Source organism: Embleya scabrispora DSM 41855 (genome assembly GCF_000372745.1).
Lineage (GTDB): Bacteria > Actinomycetota > Actinomycetes > Streptomycetales > Streptomycetaceae > Embleya > Embleya scabrispora.
In genome coordinates, this window is sequence record NZ_KB889670.1 from 79,439 (window position 1) to 100,007 (window position 20,569).

Annotated in this window: 14 protein-coding genes and 1 pseudogene; 8 read left to right on the forward strand and 7 right to left on the reverse strand. The window is 69.5% G+C overall.

Annotated features, from left to right (window positions below; genetic code table 11):
- Positions 1–1,124 precede the first annotated feature (1,124 nt).
- Positions 1,125–1,945 (forward strand): annotated as a pseudogene (locus A3IC_RS71230) (transposase); the annotation flags it as partial.
- A 97-nt stretch (positions 1,946–2,042) separates the two neighbouring features.
- Here the strand turns inward: A3IC_RS71230 and A3IC_RS62545 are convergent.
- A complete protein-coding gene (locus A3IC_RS62545) occupies positions 2,043–3,824 on the reverse strand; it encodes a glycosyltransferase 87 family protein (protein WP_425387355.1) in 1,782 nt (593 codons plus the stop codon).
- Between the two features lie 176 nt (positions 3,825–4,000).
- Entirely contained in the window at positions 4,001–6,616 is a 2,616-nt protein-coding gene (gene rph / locus A3IC_RS0123100) for a rifamycin-inactivating phosphotransferase (RefSeq protein ID WP_020552431.1), read from the reverse strand.
- A gap of 802 nt (positions 6,617–7,418) precedes the next feature.
- Between rph and A3IC_RS0123105 the strand changes: the two genes are divergently transcribed.
- From A3IC_RS0123105 to A3IC_RS0123115, 3 genes are all read left to right on the forward strand, one after another.
- On the forward strand, positions 7,419–8,648 hold the full coding sequence (locus A3IC_RS0123105; RefSeq protein WP_020552432.1) for a hypothetical protein: 1,230 nt from the start codon (positions 7,419–7,421) through the stop codon (positions 8,646–8,648).
- A complete protein-coding gene (locus tag A3IC_RS0123110; RefSeq protein WP_026218617.1) occupies positions 8,632–9,405 on the forward strand; it encodes an alpha-ketoglutarate-dependent dioxygenase AlkB in 774 nt (257 codons plus the stop codon). Before A3IC_RS0123105 ends, A3IC_RS0123110 begins: the two co-directional genes overlap by 17 nt.
- Before the next feature lie 500 nt (positions 9,406–9,905).
- Positions 9,906–10,106 carry a hypothetical protein gene (locus A3IC_RS0123115; protein ID WP_020552434.1) on the forward strand — a complete coding sequence of 67 codons (201 nt, stop codon included), beginning with the start codon at positions 9,906–9,908 and terminating at the stop codon, positions 10,104–10,106.
- Between the two features lie 538 nt (positions 10,107–10,644).
- Here the strand turns inward: A3IC_RS0123115 and A3IC_RS56060 are convergent.
- Positions 10,645–11,085, reverse strand: coding sequence for a peptidoglycan-binding protein (locus A3IC_RS56060; RefSeq protein WP_020552435.1), 441 nt, complete (start codon positions 11,083–11,085; stop codon positions 10,645–10,647).
- 257 nt (positions 11,086–11,342) lie between these two features.
- On the opposite strand from A3IC_RS56060, the gene A3IC_RS0123125 reads away from it, so the two are divergent.
- A complete protein-coding gene (locus A3IC_RS0123125) occupies positions 11,343–11,570 on the forward strand; it encodes a hypothetical protein (RefSeq protein WP_191864158.1) in 228 nt (75 codons plus the stop codon).
- 84 nt (positions 11,571–11,654) lie between these two features.
- Here A3IC_RS0123125 and A3IC_RS0123130 read toward each other — a convergent pair whose 3' ends face one another.
- Positions 11,655–14,387 (reverse strand): helix-turn-helix transcriptional regulator, encoded by a 2,733-nt coding sequence (locus tag A3IC_RS0123130; protein ID WP_026218618.1) that lies wholly within the window; start codon positions 14,385–14,387, stop codon positions 11,655–11,657.
- A 429-nt stretch (positions 14,388–14,816) separates the two neighbouring features.
- Between A3IC_RS0123130 and A3IC_RS0123140 the strand changes: the two genes are divergently transcribed.
- Both A3IC_RS0123140 and A3IC_RS0123145 read left to right on the forward strand, forming a co-directional pair.
- Positions 14,817–15,509 (forward strand): alpha/beta fold hydrolase, encoded by a 693-nt coding sequence (locus tag A3IC_RS0123140; RefSeq protein WP_026218619.1) that lies wholly within the window; start codon positions 14,817–14,819, stop codon positions 15,507–15,509.
- Positions 15,510–15,723: 214 nt separating this feature from the next.
- A complete protein-coding gene (locus tag A3IC_RS0123145; protein ID WP_020552440.1) occupies positions 15,724–16,572 on the forward strand; it encodes an alpha/beta fold hydrolase in 849 nt (282 codons plus the stop codon).
- A 228-nt stretch (positions 16,573–16,800) separates the two neighbouring features.
- Here the strand turns inward: A3IC_RS0123145 and A3IC_RS0123150 are convergent, their stop codons facing one another.
- Positions 16,801–17,628: an alpha/beta fold hydrolase gene (locus A3IC_RS0123150; protein WP_020552441.1), complete on the reverse strand. Its 828-nt coding sequence runs from the start codon at positions 17,626–17,628 to the stop codon at positions 16,801–16,803.
- Between the two features lie 278 nt (positions 17,629–17,906).
- On the opposite strand from A3IC_RS0123150, the gene A3IC_RS0123155 reads away from it, so the two are divergent.
- Positions 17,907–18,533 carry a GPP34 family phosphoprotein gene (locus tag A3IC_RS0123155; RefSeq protein ID WP_020552442.1) on the forward strand — a complete coding sequence of 209 codons (627 nt, stop codon included), beginning with the start codon at positions 17,907–17,909 and terminating at the stop codon, positions 18,531–18,533.
- Positions 18,534–18,742: 209 nt separating this feature from the next.
- Here the strand turns inward: A3IC_RS0123155 and A3IC_RS68880 are convergent, their stop codons facing one another.
- Positions 18,743–18,925: a hypothetical protein gene (locus tag A3IC_RS68880; protein WP_158696065.1), complete on the reverse strand. Its 183-nt coding sequence runs from the start codon at positions 18,923–18,925 to the stop codon at positions 18,743–18,745.
- A gap of 275 nt (positions 18,926–19,200) precedes the next feature.
- Entirely contained in the window at positions 19,201–20,199 is a 999-nt protein-coding gene (locus A3IC_RS0123165) for a phosphotransferase (RefSeq protein ID WP_020552444.1), read from the reverse strand.
- Positions 20,200–20,569: the final 370 nt, after the last annotated feature.

Genomic DNA, 20,569 nt, shown 5'->3' on the forward strand with positions numbered 1-20,569 from the left:
TTCACCGCGTAATGCGAGCCTCCTTACACGCCTCCCTGCCGGCCGAGCCCGACCACCGATTGTCCGGATCTGTTTTCCCTTTCGTCCTTCAGTCAGGGAAGATCGTCAATCCAGAGACTCTTCCGTTTATGTCGGTAAATACGACAGAACATCTCGCGGCACAATAATGCCACATGCTTATGCGATATTTGAGAGCATTGGGCAGTCATGCCATGCAACGGAGCAAATGTCGGCCAGGTTCGTCGCACCGCTATTCTGCAGAGCAGGGAGCGCGCACGCATTCCCAGGAAAAATTCCCTCTTCTCGTCGATGGGATCTCGCCGTGGGTTCATCGACGGCGTAGTGCAGGCAGACGTGATTCGGTGGGCCCGGGTCTGGTCGCCACCACCTCGAGGGTCGGTGAAAGCGGCGGTGCAGGTGGCCTCCAGCGGCGCGGGACACGGATCTTGACAAGTCCGCGCTCGCTCCGGGTCGGGCTCCGACACAGTCCGATGGCAGTCGACCCGGCCAGTCTCACCGGAGACGGGGTGTCGGGCAGTTCCAGGGCGGGCGGTCGCCGACTCGGAAATATTCCACGGCGCATCGTGGGGTCATTGGCCGATGACACAGCGGCCCGGGGCGGTGCATACGATCCCTCATGATCTTCATGTGTAATACACCCCGGCCTGCTGTTGTCCGCACCCGATCAGCGCCCGGCGACTCGGCGAAACGCAACGACCCGGAAGTGATATCCAGACTCCCCAACCCTTGCCGAGGATGGATTTTCCTCCACCGACCGCTCCCACGACCCGCCCGCTCACCTCACGGCAACAGACCCCCGCCCGGGACCCCTTGGAGCCGGCCGCGACGCGCAACTGCCCGCACTGCAATCAGCCGATCACCATCGTGGCCCTGCTGGCGACCCCGGAAGCGGCACGGCCCACCATCCACAACCGCGGACCCGACATCCCGCTGCGAAGAGTCCCATGACCGGCTGACCATCCGCTCATCGTCAGGCCCCGCCGACCTTCGGTCGGCGGGGCCTGACGCGCTCTTCGCTCCCCACATTCCCCACTTCAATGACGCATCAAGCAAGTGAGGCGAGAAGCGACACTGGCCGATTTCGGAGATCCTCATCACCGCCGCGGGGCAGGCCCGCCTGGTCGCCGTGGCGGCTGGCCACGGTGCTGGTGCTCCATTCGCCGAGGGGCTGACGGACCGCCAGGCCGCCGACGCCGTCAGGGCGAGGATCGGCTGGAAGTACTGCCTGGGCCTTGAACCGACCGATCCGGGCTTCGACCGTTCGGTTCTCAACGAGTTCCGCGACCGCCTGGTCGACGCGGAGGCCGGACGCGGCCTTCTGGACGCGGTCCTGGACGCCGCGGACGGGCGGGGCCTGCTCAATGCGGCCGGCCGGGGCCGCACCGACTCCACCCACGTCCTGTCCTCGGCACGGGAGTTGACCCGCCTCGAACTGCGCGGCGAGAGTCTGCGCTCGGCCCTGAACGCCCTCGCCCACACCGCGCCGGACTGGCTGTCCGAGCGGGCCCGGCCGGAGTGGTTCGACCACTACTCGACCCGGCTCGAAGAGACGAGATTTCCCAAGAGCCGTACCAAACGGGCCGAGATCGCCGAACGGACGGGCAAGGACGGGATACGCCTGCTCCGGGCCGTGCACGCATCGGACGCGCCCCCGCACCTGCCGGAGCTTCCGGCCGTCGAGATCCTGCGGCGGGTATGGGTCCAGCATTTTCACATGGTCGACGGCAACATCCGCTCGCGCGATGTGAAGGACCGCCCGCCGGGCGCCACGCGCCTGGTCTCGCCCCATGACATCGAAGCCCGCGTGGGCATCAAACGGGACACCCTCTGGGACGGATACAAAGTCCACCTGACCGAGACGTGCGAACAGGACGCGCCGAACCTCGTCACCCAGGTCGAGACCACCGTCGCGACGGTGCCCGACATGGACGCCCGATCCCCGGCGGCGCTGCGGTCGGCGGTGCGTTGTCAAATTGGTCGCTGCTCCGGGCTTTCGATCGGGCCGCGGGTTACCGACCGCCTCAACGCATGCGGAGTTTGTCGCCCCCGGTCGAGATCAGTTTTCCGTCCCGCCCATAGGCCAGGAGTAGGGCGTGGTCGGTGTTGGTGGCGGCTATGGAGAATCCTCGGGCGCCTTCGAGGCGACGATCCTCGATCGGTCCGGACGTGGTCATGTCCGGGTGGGCGTTTCGGGGGGTGCGTAGCGGTCCGCTGCCGGGGCCGGGTTGGGGAAGGAGAGGGACGTCGAGAGCCTTCGTTCCTTCGACGGGGACGAAGACCAGGCGTGCCACCTCCGGGCCGACCTGACCTTGGATCGTCACCATCCCGCTCGGACCGCCTTGTCCGCCGCTGAAGTTGAGTTGTCGTCCGCCGACCGGGTCCACGGCGCTCTCACAGGCGTAGCCGACCGTGCCGTCCGCCCGCAACGTAGATGCGTACCCCATGCATCCATCCGTTGGTGATCCCCACAATGCCTCGTCGTGTTGGTCGGACGTCTCGAACCGCACGGCGACGGGCGTTTCCCGAACCAGGAGCATCACCGCGCCGGCGGCCACCGCGACGACACCCGCGTAGGCCATCGCCGTGCGCGGGCAAACCACCAAACGCACTCCCGGCAGGAGCCCCACCGTCGCCGGGGCCCGGTTCCGCAGCGGCGCGAGACCCCAGGTACACACCGCGAGCGCCGCGAGCAGCCGCACGTTCTCACGGGCGAACCCGGCCGGGAGCCATCCGCCCACGCTGAACGTCATGGCCACCAGCAGTACGACACCCCACGCCACGCGAGCCCGACGCGGACCCGCCACCAACAACAGGCCCGCCAGGACCAGCCACACCTGGTGATGCGTCCACGACACGGGCGACGCCACCACCGTCGCGCACCCCACCACGACCACACCCCGCGCCGCGTGGCCCTCGCGGTGACACTGACGCGCACCGACCAACGCCACCGCGCACACCAGGGCCGACAGGACCAGCCACGCCGCGGCGCGTTCCGGCGGCACCNCCCCNACCCGNATCANCGCGCCGTTGAGGGACTGGTTGCCGGGCGCGGCCAGATTCCCGATCCGCGAGGTGCTGAAGATCGCGTCGGTCCAGAACGTCGTCGACGCGGCCGGCCACAACACGTGGGCCAGACCCGTACACGCCGCGAACGACGCGCCCGCCCGCACCGCGTCGCGGCGCCGGCCGGTGACCCACAGATAGGGCACGAACAGCAGCGGCGTCAGCTTGATCGCCGACGCCACCCCGATCAGCACCCCGCGCACCGGACGCGGCATCAGATCGAGCGCGTCCACGAACGCCAACACCACCAGGAACACACTGACCTGACCGAAGCGCAGATTGCTCTGAACCGGCGCCGACACCAACAGGACCGCGGCCGCCACGAGCGTCAACGCGACATGACGACGCCGCCCCACGATCCCCCGCCGCGCGGTGAACGCGGCCGCGATCGAGACCACCGCGACCACCGTGGCAACAAGCCACACCACCCGCGCGACCGGCTCGGACACCCACCTCAGCGGCCACAACGCCGCGAGCGCGAACGGCGGATACGTGAACGGATCACCGTTCTCCGCCACGTACTCGTACAGCGGCACCCCGTTACCCACCGCCCGCACCGCGCCGATGTACACGTGCAGGTCCATCTGCCGGTCCCACGACGGCAGATGCCACGCCGACCACAACGACCACACCACCGCGACCACGAAGCACAAGGCCGCCGCGGATAACGCGAGAACCCGCGTCGACCGCGACCGGCCCGCACCGACAATGCCCGGCGCATCCATCCCGTCACCATTCATGACACCGGATTCTGCCGCCACCGCACCCCACCGCCCACGCGGGGTGACGGGTCGTCAGGCCCGGTGCCCGCAGGGGGTGGACGAGCGAAGCAGAACCCGTAGCCGGGGTCGAGCGGAAGAGGCCCTTCCCGGGTGAAGAGTCGAAGGCTACGGATGGGGCTTGTCGGTGCGGTCGGTCAAGGCAGGATCTCGACGTACCCGTCGGTTCCGTGCACGCGGATCCGCTGCCCGTCCCGGATCAGCCGGGTGGCCTGCTCCACGCCCACGACGGCCGGCAAGCCGTACTCCCGGGCGATCACCGCGCCATGGGTCATCAGGCCGCCGACCTCCGTCACCAGGCCCGCGACTCCGACGAACAGTGGCGACCAACTGGGGTCCGTGAAGGTCGTGACCAGGATGTCGCCCGCTTCGAGATCGGCCTGCGCCATGTCGAGGATGACGCGGGCTCGTCCCTCGATGGTCCCGGCGGAAACCGGCAGGCCGATCAGGGCGCCGGCCGGAACGTCGTCGCGCCGATACGCCCCGGTGACGGCCTCACCGTCCGATGTGAGCACCCGGGGCGGTGTGAGCGCGTGGTACGACCGGAACGCGTCCTTGCGCCGCCGGATGAGCCGGTCATCCACCCGGTTCGAGCGCGCGACGTCGTGGAGTTCCTGGAACGTGAGGTAGAAGATGTCCTCCTTCTCGGTGAGCACGCCGGCCTGCACGAGGCGCTCGGCCTCCTCCAGCAGGGCCTGCTTGTAGACGAAGTAGCGGCTGATGATGCCGTATTTGGGGTACTCCCGGTACCCGACGAAGGTTCGGACCCGGTCGATCATCCGTTTGGCCTCGTCGGCCTTCCGGTCCCCGTCCGGCAGGGCCCGCAAGCGTGACAGTACGTCCTGTTCCTTCTCCCGCGCCTTCCGCCGCCCCTGCTCGAAGCGCCGCTCGGCGGCGCCCGGCTCGAAGTTCCTGATGTTGTCGAGGATCACCGGCACGAGCGTGGTGGGGCGCTCGCGCCAACGTGGCCTCGTGATGTCGATCTCGCCGACGCAGCGCATGCCGTACCGGTCGAGGTAGTCCTCGATCGCGTGGCGCGCTTCGGTCCCGCCCGCGAGCTTCGCCAGCTCGTCCGGAAAGCCCTCGTCCGGGAAGCCCTCGTCGTCCCGGACGTCCTGCAGGAACGCCACCACCTCCGACCACGGGCGGATCACGTCCGCGACGTCGAGCAGCGCCAATCCCATCTCCGACGTGACGTTGTCGGGGGCGGACAGCGTGAGCGTGTCAGCCGCGTTCTTCTCGCCCAGCCACTCCCGCAGCTTGTCGTTGAGCCACCATGTGGCCTCCATCCCCGCCATGATCGCCCGCATGCTCAGCGGGTCGCCGAGGACTCGCTTGTGCTCCTCGAATGCCTCCAGCAGGAAGGCGAACAGCGCCGGTCCGGTCTTCGTCCGGATGTCGCGCTCCAGGGTGGCGATGGACACCCGGCTGCGCTCGATCAGCTCGGCCACGATGGCCGGATCGGTCTCGATCGGGGCGGACGCATCACCGGCCGGCGGCCCGTCGGGACCCGGGTCAGGGAGCGACGGGACGAAATCGTCGCGGTCGAGGACGGTCTCCAGAGCGTCCCTGATCAGCGGATCACCTCTCCCCAGGACGTCCAGGAGCCCGGCGCGGCTCGCGGGTGAGGCCAGGCGCCGGGTGACGTCGACGAACAACCTTCCGCCGGCCTGGTGCATCGGCACCATGGCCGTCAGCTGCCACATCGAGAGCCCCAGGGGCTTCATGGGGTCGGTCATCATCTGCCCATGACCAACGGAGACGTAGACGTGATTCTCCCGGTCGCCGGTCTCGGGGATGGGGAACAGCGTCGTGATCGGGCGGCTCTGAACGATCCGGAAGCCGTCGTCGACCAGGCACCATTCGATGTCCTGCGGGCGGCCGAAGTGCGCTTCGATCCGTCGCCCGAGCCCCACGAGCCGCACGACCTGCGCATCCGTCAGAGCCGGCTGCTCCTGCCGCTGCGAGTCGATCGCCACTTCCCGCGTACCGCCGGCCGGCAGGGCGTGAACGGCGCGCTGTTTGGAGGCGATCGCCTTGGCGACGACCTCGCCGTCTCGCACCGTGAAGACGTCCGGGTTGACCAGGCCGGACACCAGAGCCTCGCCGAGGCCCAAGCCGGCGTCCACGGTGGCGATCCTCCGGTTGCCCGTGACGGGGTCGGCCGTGAACAGGATGCCGGCCGCCTGCGCAAAGACCATCCGCTGCACGACCACTGCCATGTGGACCGTACGGTGGTCGATGCCGTTCCGCCGGCGGTAGGTCACGGCCCTTTCGGTGAACAGCGAGGCCCAGCACCGACTGACGTGCCGAAGGACCGCCGTCGGCCCCACGACGTTCAGGTACGTGTCCTGCTGGCCGGCGAAGGAGGCCGTCGGCAGGTCCTCCGCCGTCGCGCTGGATCGGACGGCAAAGGCGGCTTGCTCGCCAAACCGGGCGAGCGCGCGGGTGATCGCCGCCGCGAGATCGCCCGGGATGGCGATCGCTTCGACGGTCCGACGAATCTGCGCGCTGAGCGTGCGGATCGCCTCCCGGTCATCCGGGTCCGCGCGCGACAACCGGTCGAGCCGATCGTCGATCGACGGCGCCTGCGCGATGATCCGCCGGAAGGCGTCCGTCGTCACGCAAAAGCCGGCCGGCACGCGGACGCCTTCGATCCGCGAAAGCGCGCCCAAGTGCGCGCCCTTGCCGCCGACGACCGCGACCTGCGTCTCGTCAACCTCTTGAAGATCCCACACGTACTGCTCGATCATCGCGATACCCCCAAGGCAGTCGTGTCCCGTCGCACCGCACCGGCCGATCGAATCACCGGCGCCACCGGCTCCGTCGAACCTCTCGTCGGGCACGTCCCCGTCTCTGCCCGCCCTCCCTCGGACGAGTCGCCCGACCGCTCCGCCCGGTCGGGCGGCGCGCACCCCCGCACCACCGCCCCGAGCGCTCGCGACCGAACTGCCGGTCCCACCACCGGTTCGACGTCACCGCGCCCCCCATCCGTCGACAACACACGCACGTCGTGCCCCCATTTCCGCAGGCTGTGGCCTCGGCCGACGATTTTGCGCCACCACCCGGGTCTTGCCGCAAGCCCCCCGGTGCGCTATACGTTGAGACAGGCAAGGAGAGGCATCTCCTTGCCTTTGCCTTTTGCCGTGCAATGCAACCGACGAGCTTCTCGCGAAGCGTTGGCACGCCGCGTACGGCGGCGACGCCGTCGTCAAGCGCCGGGTGGCCGACTCGTCGGTCGCCGGCCCGGCCCGACTCGGCAGCACCGGCGTCGACGAAGCGCCCTGCCGGTCGAGCATGTCGCGGCCGTCCCGACTGGTCCCGACTACACGTCCACGGCGGGCCACTTGTGCTTCTTGCCCCCGGCGTGCGTTCCGAACAACGCCCCGTACAGCAGAACCCGTTGCCCGCTGTCGAGCCCCGTGAGAGCATCAAGGTTCAACGGTCCGTCTCCTTTCATTTACGCTTCGCAACGCAAATGAAAGAGTACGGGCCGTTGCCATGTCCACGGTTTTGAGCAATCCATCGAGATCCGCGAATGGCAGGAACCGTTTGATGTACACCACAGAGCCGGCAGAAGCCCGCATCGAGGATGCGAGCAACATTTTGGTTGCGCCTTCGATGTTGCAAGATAATGACTTGATCAGGGACTTCTTCGGGTCCACGATCACGGCAGAGGACCTTGCTTCTGGTTCGCCCAACCTCGCGCATAAGACCGTCTACCTGTGTGGCGATATATCCGGGATCACCGGCCGCCAACTGCATGAGGCCGCCCGGGTATTCGTTATCCGGGAGCTATCACACGGTTACCACGAGGACGCCGACGAACCTTGGACCCTCGTCGACATCGGCCGAGTTCCCATCCGCGTACACGGCATCGGCGTGTACTACCGCCGCTTCTTCGGGCTCGACGCCGATCACTTCGGGCGGATCCGTGCGGAGCACGCGTTCCAGTCCCTGACGGAGTCCACCAAGCCTGGAACAGCCCATCGCAGCGGAATCTACCTGACGCCCGTCACACGAAACGGTGGCGAACTACATTTCCGCCTGCTCCGGTGCTCCACGAATCTCTCGGGGCCGACCGAGGGCTTTCGCCCGACCGACACGCGCATCGTCGAGGCTCTGAACCGCGAGGCCGCCGACGTCTTCCGGGACCAGGCGCCGCTGAATCACGTCCTCGCTCAGATCTACCACAACACCCTTGCCACGGCCGAGCGCAAGCAGTCCAAGGCCAAGATCTCGGCTCATGCCGACAAGACCAAGGACATGCCCGTCAATGGCATCATGGCCTTCTGCACCTTCTATGACCGGCTCGACAAGCTGCGGCCCCTGGCCGAAGACGCCTTCGACTACGGCGTGAAGGGTGCCAGTGGGCTGACCAGAATCCACTTTCGCCTCAAGGAGCCGGCCGAAGAATGCGACGGGCGCGCGCTCCCGCCGCAGTTCACCCTGACTCTCTATCCCGGCTCCGTATTCTTCATGCCGCTGTCCACCAACCGCCTGTATACGCACGAAATCCGTCCCTCGACATTGGACGCCGAGTTGCTCCCGACCCGCCTGGGATACGTGGTGCGCTGTTCGAGCGCCGAAGCCGTTCACAAGAACGGCCACACGTTCCTCAAAACGGCCGGAGATTTGGTGAAGCTGGGGCCACCCACACCGGCCGGTATGAACGAGCTGCGCAGGCTGTACGCCGAGGAGAACAGGACCTCGTCCTTCATCGATTACGGCGACGAATTCCTCTTCAGTATGAACACGGGAGACTACGTTGCCCCCCGAGCCTAGAATCTCGGATGAGATCCTCTCGTGCGCTTTGTCAACCGAGGAGAACCTCTTTGCGGAGCTGTCCGCTTCGGCTCGCTTGGAAGACATAGGAAAAGGCCGACGAGGCGCCACGCTTACCAAGATCGACGAGGCGGGTGGTGTGCCTCTCGTGCGTACAACCACTCGATACAGCAGACCGACGCAGCATTTCCGGGCGGTGCACGAACGGCTGGCGCAACAGATTCAAGAACGTGCGGCGCTTCCGGTCGGCTTCAACAACGCTCTCATCGAGAGCTACACGAACGCTTACACAACCATGGGCAGCCATTCCGACCAAGCCCTCGATCTGGCCCACGAGTCGTTTATCGCCGTCTTCTCCTGTTACCAACATCCCGAGGCGAGCCCGCCGAGGAAGCTGATCTTCGAATCAAAGGGGTCCGGTGGCGAGAAGTTCGAGATCCCCCTCGCCCACAACAGTATCGTCGTGTTTTCCGTCGACTCGAATCGGCGACTCAGGCACAAAATCGTATTGGAAACACCCGCCGTCCGGACGGTGGACAATCAATGGTTGGGTGTAACCTTTCGAACGTCAAAGACCTTCGTTCGGTTTCGCGACGGATATGTATACCTCCCGCAAGGTGCGCGCCTCATGTCGGCCGACGACGAGCAGAGGCACGAGTTTTACCAACTACGGCGCCGTGAGAACAATGAAACGGACTTCATCTACCCCCTGCTGACGTACACCATCAGCGAGAGCGATCTGATGCCGCCTGTCTGATCCCCTGTGGGGGGCGGAGGGGTTGTGATCGCGACTCGCCGCGGCGTCTGGGGCACGACCATCCGTCGCCGTTCGGATGAAAGGAGGCGCCTTTCGGTCATCCGATCGGTTGGAAGGGGAAGCGGCACCCCGGACGCCGATTCCACGGGCCTCAGCGTCGACCCCCTGGCCTACAAAGGCCACGAAGCAGTCCTCGCACAGAGCGTCGGCGCCGTGAGCCACGGCATCCTCCTGCCCGTCGTCCCCCCGCCCCCGGCCTGACACCCACCGCTTCCGGTGATGTGTTCGGTGCGTGAGGTGCCGCTCGGTAGTGCGTGGCCGGCGGACACCACAGCCGACGCTGGTCCGCGCGGGTGATCGTCCGCGCCTTCCATGGTGAACCGGGTAGTTGCTGCCGTGGGGTCCGGAGGAACCGGATCTCACGGCGCCCGGTGCCGCTGCCGCGGACAACGTGCACCCGACCGGCCGCCACACGGGACACACGACGAAAGGACACCGACATGGTCGACGTCAACGACTTCGCCGAGATCCTCAAGGAAGATGACCGCGTGTACAAGTGGTTCCAGGGCCGCTCCCTGCCGGAACGTACACAGATGACCGCCGAGTGGCAGGCAGGCGGCGGCAACGCCCCCGAGGACATCGTCGAGGCACACGGCGGCCCGCGCAGCAGGGGCAGGGACGCCATCCCCGACATCCACTAGCCCCGGCCCGTCCGCCAAGGGCGAATACGTGAACCGGCCCTCGGCAGCCCCTTGTTCGGCCCGCTGAACGGGACCGGCACCGCAATCGGCGGACTCCGGTGATCCTCGGGTCGTCCCTCCGACGACTTCAGGTGATCCGGAGTTCGACCTCGGCGGGGCGACCGCCGTGCATGGTTTCCGGTGGGGGTGGGGGCGGACCGAACGACGCTTCCCCGATGTCGGGCAGTTCCGAGCTGGGCGCGGCCCGGTTCTCCGCCGACAGCGATTCGGGCGCGCCGAACGGGCCGCCCGTGCGCGAACTCCGTGCCGTCGGCGGCGACCCCGCCCACCGGCGTGCGGTAGCAGTCGATCTGCGTTGGTCCGCGGCGCCCGACCCGCGGCCTCCTCGCGCGGCGGCCCGGTCGCCCGACGCACCAGTGCGCCGATGTCCTCCGGGGCGGCTGCGCGCGCTTTGTCGTACGCGGCGACGGCCTGAGGGTCGACAGCCGTGGAAGGCCCTGCGTCGGGCAGGACGGACACGGCTGCGACCCGGGTGTCTTCAGTCGCCTTCGTTGTCGAAGTAGGGAACCCGGAGCTTCGTCCAGGACGTCAGGCCCGGGATGCCGTCCGCGTCCGAACCCTGGTAGCCGAGCTTGCGCTGCCACATCGCGTAGGACTCCCGGGCGGTCTTCGTCCACAGCGACGTCGGCTCCTCCGGAGGAAGCCAGGCCGAGCAGTACTCCTGGATCAGGCGGATCCCCATCGATCTGATGATCGGGTCGTCCCGCGTGCTCGTGAAAAAGCCGGCACCGGGGAACGGTACGTAGCTCTCACTCGACTGCGGACCGGCGACCAGCAGGTCCAGCCCGATCGGGATCCGGTCCCGATCGGCGATGTGGTTCCACTCGACGAGTTGGTCGACGGTGGTCCCGAACCTCGCGGCTATCGCGGAGAGCGTGTCGCCCTTGACAACTGTGTAGTGCGTGATTTGTGTCTTCATATTTCCACGCTAGAACAGGCCGATCCATCGTGCGCGGTGACGAGTTGTCCGGCTCGGGAGGCTCGGCCGGCGCGCGAGGGCGGGTCGGCGGCAGATGTCGGGACCGCGCCGCAGCCCGAGGGCGCGCGACGTCGCGCTGTGCCGTGCCGACCGCGCTGTGCATCCGAGGTGCCGCGCTTTGACTCACGCGCAGGACGCGGACGTGGGCCGAGGTGATGATCCGGGTCTTCCATCACGCCTGTGGGGTTTCTCGCTGGTTGACCATTCCGGTGTCCCGTACCCGGGGCGGGGTGCGCCGGCACACACGCGCCGGGGTCATCGCCGAGACGGCCGGGGTGTCCGAGCGCACGATGCGGCGGTGGCTGCGCCAGGCACGCGGGGGTCTCGAAGCGCGTTCCCGGAAGAACGGGGTCACGCTCTCCGACGCGTTGTGGGCCGAAATCGCCCGTGTGGATGGGAACGTCTCCGCCGTGCGCCGGGCGTGACGCCGAAACGGCATGCCGCGGGCACACTTGCCGACGTTCGGAGACGACTCGGCGGACGACATCGGAGGCTCTGGCCGCGCCCGCTCAGGCGCTCGTGGGCGGCAGCTCCACGAGTGCGTCGCGTAGCGCTGCTCGTGAGCTGATGCCGAGCTTCGGAAACAGGTTGTACAGGTGGGTGCTTACCGTGCGGGGGGAGAGGTAGAGCCGTTCGCCGATCTGCTTGTTCGTGAGCCCTGCGGCGGCGAGCGTGGCGATCTCGCGTTCCTGCGGGGTCAGCGGGGCGGTCGGCCCGGGGGTCGGGTGGGTGGTGGGTATGCCGCTTGCGCGGAGTTCGGCGCGTGCGCGTGCCGTCCAGGGGGCGGCGCCGAGGCGTTCGAAGGTGTCGAGGGCATTGGTGAGTTGGAGCCGGGCCTCGGAGGTGGACCTTGCTCGGCGGAGGCGTTCGGCGTAGGCGAGCCGGATCCGTGCCTGCGCGAACGGCCAGCGGCTTGCTCCCGGGGTCGCGAGCGCGGTGTCGAACGCCTCGCGGAACGACGCGGCCGGGGCGGTCATCCCCGTTACGCCGGCCGCGACCATGGCGAGCCGAGGCGAGAGGTCGGCGACACCTGAGCGATGGATGTCGGCGACGTGCGCGCTCGCCGCCGCCGTCCGTCCGGCCCGGACGGCCGCCTCGACGAGGTCGAGGAGAACCCACAGCGCCGCGGGTTTGTAGGCGGGCACCGTCCCCGGCGAGCAGATCTCGACCGCGTGATGGTAGGCGGTCTCGAACTCCCCGTTGCTCAGCGCGTCGACGGCCTTCGCGTGCGCGGCGAGCTGAAGCACGAAGGCGATGCGGTTCGGCGCCCCCCAGGCCACCAGTTCGTCGGCGAGATGCCGGACGGTCTCGCGATCGCCGCGGGCGGCGGCGACCATCGCTCGGTCGTACTGCAGGAAGCCGCCGAGCAGCCGGTAGTGGTGCCGCGTCGTGACGGCGAGTCCCTCTTCGGTCAGCCGTTGGACGCCGTCCCAGTCGCCGCTCAGCACGCCGTCGAAACCCAGGAGCACGAAAGCCTTGATCGCCGCTGCGATCGCGCCGCCGCCGCGGCCGTGTTCGACCACCCGCCACAGCGTGCTGCGGCAGCCGGCGATCCGGTCCACGTACAGCGCCGCGATGCCCAGCCGCACCGCGTGGGCGTGGTCGGCCTGCCCGCCGATGCCGGCTATCGCCTCGTCGAGCAGCGGGAGTGACGGCCCTGCCCGTCGTGTGGGCTCGAGGTACGTGTTGCCCAGCAGGTCCAGGATCTCCGGGGGCTCGACGCCGAGTCGATCGAGGACCGCCCAGTAGTCGTCCGCCAGCTCGGCGCGGGACCCGAAGGAGCAGTTCGCCTGCAGGACGTAGACGATCTCGCTGAGCGGCGCGTCCCAAGCCGCGCTCGGCCGGCAGGCGTTGCGCAACGCGCCGAGCAGCAGCCGGTGGATGGTGTCGACGTCGCCGCCGCTGTTCACCATGTAGGAGGCGGCGGCGACGGCGGCCGCCACCGTGTGGCCTTGCCCGCCGCGTTCGGCGAGGAGTGCCCGCGGGTCGGTGAGATCCCCGGTGATGTCGGCGCCGAGGTAGGTCGCGAACATGGCGCGGCGGTGATGGTCGTCGGGTTCCGGGCTCAGTTCGGCGGCGCGTAGTAGCAGACCGATGGCGCCGACCGGGTCGCCGCGTCCCTTGGTCCTCAGCGCGGCTTCTTCGAGCAGTTGCGCGATCTGTTCGTCCGGCGACGACGCCGCCTCCGCCAGATGCCATGCGCGCCGCTCGGAGCCCGCCGGGTGCCGTTCCGCCAGCCGCCGGTGCGCCCCGCGCCGTTCTTCTTCGGTCGACAGCTCGACGACCGCGGAACGGGTGAGCGGATGCCGGAACCGGATGCCGCGGGTGACCGGATGAATGCGGATCAGCCGGGCGCGCTCGGCCGGTTCGAGCTCGCCGACCGAGATCGCGGGGAACAGCTCGCCGGTCCCGTCGAGCGCCGCGAGGAGCAGGTGGGCGCGCGTGTCGGCGGGGAGCGCCTCGATCCGCCGGGCGAAGGTCAGTCGCAACCGTCGGCCGACCGGCGTGCGGCCGAGCGGAGGTTCCGCGGCGGTCGGGCCGACGTGTGCCGGAAGCTCGATCAGCGCCAGCGGGTTGCCCTGAGCCTCGGTGATCACCTGCCGCGCCGCGCGCGGTGGCAGCTCGGGGAACGCCTCGGCGAGGAGTACCGCAGCGTCGTCGTCGTCGAGCGGTCCGATGGCGATCTCCGCCAGTCCCGCGTCCTCGAACACGCTGCCCTCACCTGTCCGCACGACGCCGAGCAGGCCGATGCGCGAGCCGCCCAGCCGCCGCGCGAGGATGGCGAACAGGGTGGCGCTCGCGCGATCGAGCCACTGCAGGTCGTCGACCACCACCAGCACGGCGTCCCGGCCGGCGGCATCGGACAGCAGAGCGAGTAGCGCGTTCGTCAGCGCGAGCCGGTCGGGCGCGGGCCCCTGCGCGAGGCCCACGGCGACGTCGATCGCGCGTCGGGCATCGGCTGGCAGCACGGCCGGTTCGGCGGCAAGCGGAGCGACCAGCTGATGCAGCCCGGCGAAGCTCACCTGCGCCTCGAACTCGACGCCGGACACGCGCAGGACGCGCATGCCGAGCCTGGCAGCGTGGGCAGTCGCAGCATCCAGGAGCGACGTCTTGCCCACGCCCGCCTCGCCGACGACGAGCAGGGAGCCGCCGTCCGTCGCCACGGCGTCGACGAAGCCGTGCAACACGCCCAGTTCGCGCTCACGCCCCACGAGTCGACTGCCCCACATCCACCCCGGCACGTCGCGACTCTACCGGGCGCCCGCAGCCGTCGACACCGGCGCGAGGGCCCGCGGCCGCGGACCCGTCAGGCCCGCCAGACTCGCCGAAGCCAGTCGTCCGATCGGTTCGCCGCGCCCGTCAAGTCCGTAGCGTCGCTCACGTCCACCGGGTCCGGGCGGAGCCGCGCCTCATCGCCGGCGTCGTCGCGGGCGCGGAGCGCCGGCCCTTCGCCCCGGCACGCGTCCACCTCCACCAAGGGTGAACGGCCATGACGCAGCAAAGCACCGGCTCAAGGACCGCCGCCACCTCGCCGCCGCGGCGGAGACCCGGCTCCGTGACGCGACCTGCCGCGGAACTACGTCATTTGACGGGGGCGCCGGAACCGGCGGCATTCCTACAGTGCTCGGCACGGGCCGCGGATTCCGGCTCGGACAACCCGGGAGGAAACGATGAGCGACAACGCGCCGCGCAGGAGTGTCGTGCTCGTCCACGGAGGCTTCGTGGACGGCTCGGGATGGCAGGGTGTGTACGAGGCCCTCAAGGACGACGGCTACACCGTGGCCGTCGTGCAGAACCCCACACTGTCGCTGGAAGGCGACGTGGCCGCCACCCGGCAGGTGATCGACGCCCAGCCGGGTCCGGTCACCCTGGTCGGCCACTCCTACGGCGGGGTGGTGATCACCGAGGCCGGGAACCACGAGAAGGTGACGGCGCTGGCCTACATCGCCGCGTTCGCCCCCGACAAGAGCGAGTCCGTGAACACGCTGATCGCCGACCCGCCGCCCGGTGCCGCGGTCCCGCCGATCCTGCCGCCGAGCGAGGGCTTCCTGCTCCTGGACCGCGACAGGTTCGCGGAGTCCTTCGCCGGTGATCTCCCGCTCGCGCAGGCCGAGTTCATGGCCGACTCGCAGGTCCCCTGGGGCCTGGACGCGGCCGGCGGCGCGGTCTCCACGCCGGCCTGGCGGACCAAGCCCTCCTGGTACCTGGTGGCCACCGACGACCGCATGATCCCGCCGCCCGCCCAGCACGCGATGGCCGAGCGCATCGGTGCCCGGACCGTCGAGGTGGCCGGCAGCCACGCGATCTACGTCTCGCAGCCCGCCGCCGTCGCCGACCTGATCAAGCAGGCCGCCGGCGGCTGACCGCACCCGAACCACGCACCTCGCCGGCGCCCGCCATCCCGTTCGCCACCGGACCGGGCGGCGGGCGCCGAACGTCCCGCCGCCGGATCCGCGCCACCCTCCCCGGCGGGCCGGCCCCGAATCCCGTCGGCCTCGGCCCGTCGCAGCGCGGCAGCCGCCGCACACCCGCGTCCGGGCCGGTCGCCGATCACCCCGTCACCGGAGGAACACCATCGTGAAGTCCCCGCGCAGCCGCCGGAAGCTCGCCCTCGGCGCTGCGGCGTTCACCCTCGCCGGTGCCGCCGCGTTCGCCACCCTGCCCCCCGCGGCCGCGGCTGCCGACGGCGACCGCCACGGCCCCCGCCCGCCCAAGCCCACCATCGTGCTCGTGCACGGCGGCTTCGCCGACGCCTCCAACTGGAACGGCGTCATCTCCCGGCTGCACAAGGACGGGTATCCGGTCATCGCCCCGGCCAACCCGCTGCGCGGCATACCCACCGACGCCACCTACATCGCAAGCGTGCTCACGTCGATCCAGGGCCCGATCGTGTTGGTCGGCCACTCCTACGGCGGCGCCGTCATCACCAACGCCGCCGCGGGCAACCCGAACGTCAAGGCTCTCGTCTACGTCGCCGCGTTCGTTCCCGACACCGGCGAGAAGCTGGGCGACATCATCAACCGCTACCCCGGCAGCGAAATCCAGGCCGCCACACGGCAGGTGCCCTTCACCAATCCCGACGGCACCACCGGGACCGACCTCTACATCCGGGCCGACCGGCTGCGCGACGTCTTCGCCGCCGACCTGTCGAAGAAGGAGACCCAGCTGATGGCCGCCGAGCAACGGCCGTTCAGCGCCTCCGCCTTCGGCGACGCAACCACCGCGGCCGCCTGGCGCACCATCCCCTCCTACGGCGTGGTCGCCGGCGCCGACAAGGCGATCCCGGCAGCCGTGGAGCGGTGGGAGTACCAGCGGGCCGGCGCGCGCCGGGTCGTCGAAGTCCGCGACGCCTCCCACGTCGTCATGATCAGCCACCCCGATGTCGTCGAACGCCTCATCGAGCAGGCCGCCACCGACACACGCTGATCCCCGGCAGTGCCGGCAGGCCAGGCGTACGCCGGCGGGGTTCGTCGGCGTACGCCTGGCGCGCAGTCGCCACCACGGAGTCACCCGTGCCTCTGCCGCGCCGGACAGCGGCCGTCCTGCCCCTCGTCCCCTTCTGCGCCCCTGGCCTGCTCGACGACCTCGTGGACACCGCGGTGGCCGGGTGGGGCCCGGACGGATCCGAGGCCGCACCCAACCCCCGGGCCCGGGTCAGTTCTTGAGGAACTCGATGAGGTCCTTGTTGAACTTCTCCTTGTCGCCCGGGACGAGGGCGATGCCGTGGGAGCCGCCCGGGTAGACCTTCAGGGTTGCGTTGGGGATGATCTTCGCGCTCTTGCGGCCGGTGGCGTCGATGGGCACCACCTGGTCGTCGTCGCCGTGGACGACGAGCGTGGGCACGTCGAACTTCTTCAGGTCCTCGTGGAAGTCCGTATTGGCGAAGGCGTCGACGCACGCGACGCCGCCCTGGATGGTCTCGGCCATGGCCATGTACCAGAACGCGTCCTTGTTGCCCTGGGTCGCCTTGGTGCCGTCGCGGTTCGCGGAGAAGAACCCGACTGCGGTGTCCTTCCAGAACTGCGAACGCTCGGCGATGATCCCCTTCTTGAGGTCGTCGAAGACGGACTGGGGCACGCCCTCCGGGTTGTCCGGGCCCTGGAGCATGAGCGGCGGGATCGCGGAGAGCAACACCGTCGACTTGACCCGGCTCGTGCCGTGGCGCCCGATGTACCGGGCGAGTTCGCCGCCGCCCATCGAGTGCGCGACGAGAGTGACGTCGCGCAGGTCCAATCGGGTGATGAGATCGTTGAGGTCGTCGGCGAAGGTGTCGAAGTCGTAGCCGTCGAACACCGGCGTCGAGCGGCCGTGACCGCGACGGTCGTGGGCGATGCCGCGGAATCCGGCGTCGGCGACGGCCTTCAGTTGGTCCTGCCAGGCGTCGCCGTTGAGCGGCCAGCCGTGGATGAACACCACAGGGCGGCCGCTGCCCCAGTCCTTGTAGAAGATCTCGACACCGTCACGCGTGGTTACCGTGGGCATGCTGGAATCCTTCCGGTGGCTGCCGGCGGAGCGGGCGTCGGCCCGCTCCGCCGGGCGCGTATCACATGACGGGGGCGGACAAACATCGTCGGGACACTCACGCCGTCACCCCGCTCGAATCCCACCCCGACGATCCGGGACGCGACGAGGCCGCACGGGGCCGCGGCGCGCCGCGTCCCCGTGCGGCATTCACCCGGGCTCCTTTAGGCTCGTAGGTGGAGGAAAGTCGTCGGTTGGCCGTCCGAGGCCTTTCCGACGCCCGCGACGGGAGGCCCCGCATGACGACCGCCCGCGACCTGATGATCACTGCCATCGACGAGTCGCCGAACGGTTCGATCGCGCAGGGCGAACTCTCGCTCGCGCTCGCCGGCGCCGAACTCGTCGACCTGTTGGCCGCCGGGACGATCACCCTGGACGACGACGTCATCGTCCCGAGCCCCGACGCCCTCACCCCCGGCGGCACCCCGCCATTCGACGAGCCGCTGCTCACCCGGGCTGCCATGGCATTGCGCCGGCACAAGCCGTACGAGTCCGTCGAGGACTGGCTGTGGCGCCGCGGCCGCGACCTGGCTGCCGCCTACGCGGCGGCCCTCGCCGCCGAAGACCAACTCACGCGGCAGCACCGCCGCCGGCGACCGGGGAGGGCAGGAAAAGTCGTCGTGGCCGACTCGGCAGACCACCGGAGCGCACAGAATCGCTGGACGGCGCAGGAGCCGGTTCTCGTGGCGCTGGCCACCATGGCGGGCGCTCTCGACAAGGACCGGGCAACCCCGGTGGATCCTGCGGGCGGCCCGGTCGGCACAATCCTCGCCGCGGTCGACGACGCGGCCACCGAACTCGAAGCCGTCCGCCGGCGGCGCGCGATCGAACAAGCCGCCTACGACAACGTCTGGCGCGCGCCGTGAGGGTGCCACGGCGTTTCCCTCTGCGATAAGAGGCGTGCGGCACCGGTGTCGGAGCGGTTCCTCCAGCGGCCGCAGCGCGGCCGGACCACGCCACCGTGCCCGCCGGCGCAGGCCCGGACGGTTGAACGCTCCTCACGCGAAACGCGGCGATCCACAGTCGACGGCGGTGCGATTGGGCGCCGTGCGCCTTGCCCGGCGGTCCGCGGTCGTCATGGTCGCGCCGGGGATACCGGTGTCGCGAATCCGGGGGACGGGCCGTCGTAGTGGTAGAGGTTGGGCTGGATGCCGGTGTCGTCGGGGCCGGGGGTCGGACGCCCGTCGTCGTCGGAACATCCCGCCAGGACGAACACGGCGGCCACCACGGTGAGGGCGACCATACGCGGAAGAGTCACGTGCCGACGCTACCGGCGCGCGGACGCGGGCGCGCCGGAGTCCGGCAGGGAGCGGCGAGCGCACGCGGAGCCGTCCCGGACGGCCCCGGCGCCGCGATCACATCCTGAGGTTCCGAGGCGAAACCGCAATCCACACAAGGTCCTTCGGCACGGGGCGTTTACGGGAGGTTCGGGGCCGGTGTGCTCGCGTGGCGCTGCCGGAACAACGCGAATTCTGTTCGGGTTGCGGTCCCGGCGGTGGTGATGCGAGCGGCCCCCCGGGGACGGCGGGCGGCTCATGCCTCGTAGGCGAGCGCACTCTGTAGATGGAAGTCCGCGACGTCGAGCATCCACTCCCGGTTCGGGAAGTCGCCCTCAGCGATGCGAAGCGGGCCGCCGACCAGATCCAGGTGCATGACGTACTGGTAGTACTCGACGCGCCGCGGGTCGAGGTTCGGGTTGCGGAGCGCCTCGTAGTGCGGGCCGAACCGCATCCGCATCCAGCAGTGCTCCACTTCGATGTCGCTGTACATCAGGCCCTCGATGTCGATGATGACCGGCTCCCCGTCCGGCCCGACGAGCGTGTGCCCCGCGCAGAGCTCGCCGTGGACCACGCCGAACTCTGCGCGCGGTTCGAGTGCGGCGTGCAGCGTGCGGAGCTTCTCCTCCAACATCGCCTCGCCTTGGGCCGCTCGGGCGTCGCGGGGCACGGCGGTGGCGATGTTCACCAGTGCGCGCTCCAGGTATGCCTGCTCGCAGGTCGTGTCCGGCGGGGCGCCTCCGCCGTCGATCCACGCCACCCGCCCGAACGCCGGCGCGCGGTAGGCGTGCATGTACCCAAGCATGTCCGAGAGTTGGGCGAGCGTTCGCCGGCCGGCGTCCGGATCGCGTTCCAGCAGCGCCTCCAGCGTTCCGCCGCGGACGTCCTCCGTGACGGCGATGTCGGCCGGGTACAGATTCTTGCTGCGGTCGGCGAGCACGAGCCGCGGCGAACGAGCTCCGATCGCTTCGAGCCGATGGGTGGCACCCGCGAAGAATTCGATGCCGGAGGCGTGGGCGAATGGGTTCGACGGGTCGTCGTGGCCATCCGGAAGCAGCCCGTCCCAGTAGTCCTCGTCGGCGTTCCAGACATAGACGATCGTGCTCATGCCGTCGTCCAGTGTGACGCGGTAGACGCCCTTCTTGGTGCCGTTGGGCAGGCGGTCGACGGCGACGATACGGCGGTCGGTGCCGAAGACCTCCCGCATCACCGGCGTCAGGTTCTCGGCATCGGCGAACTTCCGTGCAGCGGTCATCTCCGGTCCCCCTCTGGAGCGCCTACGTCGATTCCCCGCCGGCGGTTGCCGGCCCCCGTAGACGTCGACGCACCAGCATAGATGTCAGCCTGTTGACCGCAGCCTTGATCCGCGTGCCGCCGGTCCGGAGGGTCTTCGGAACAGCGGCGCTCCCGGCCGATGTCCCGGCGCTCATCGCGTTCGTTGGTTCCACGCGTGCAGCGCGCGCAGGAGAACGCCATGAGCTCGGGCCTGGGCGAAGCCGATGCCTCGGTTGCCTCGGCCGTGAGCAAGGCGCCACGCGGCCTGCTGTGAGCGCCGCGCGGCGGGACCTTCGGCCCTGTCGAGGCGTCACTCGGCCCTGTGATTCGTGGCCTGCGCGGGCGACGGT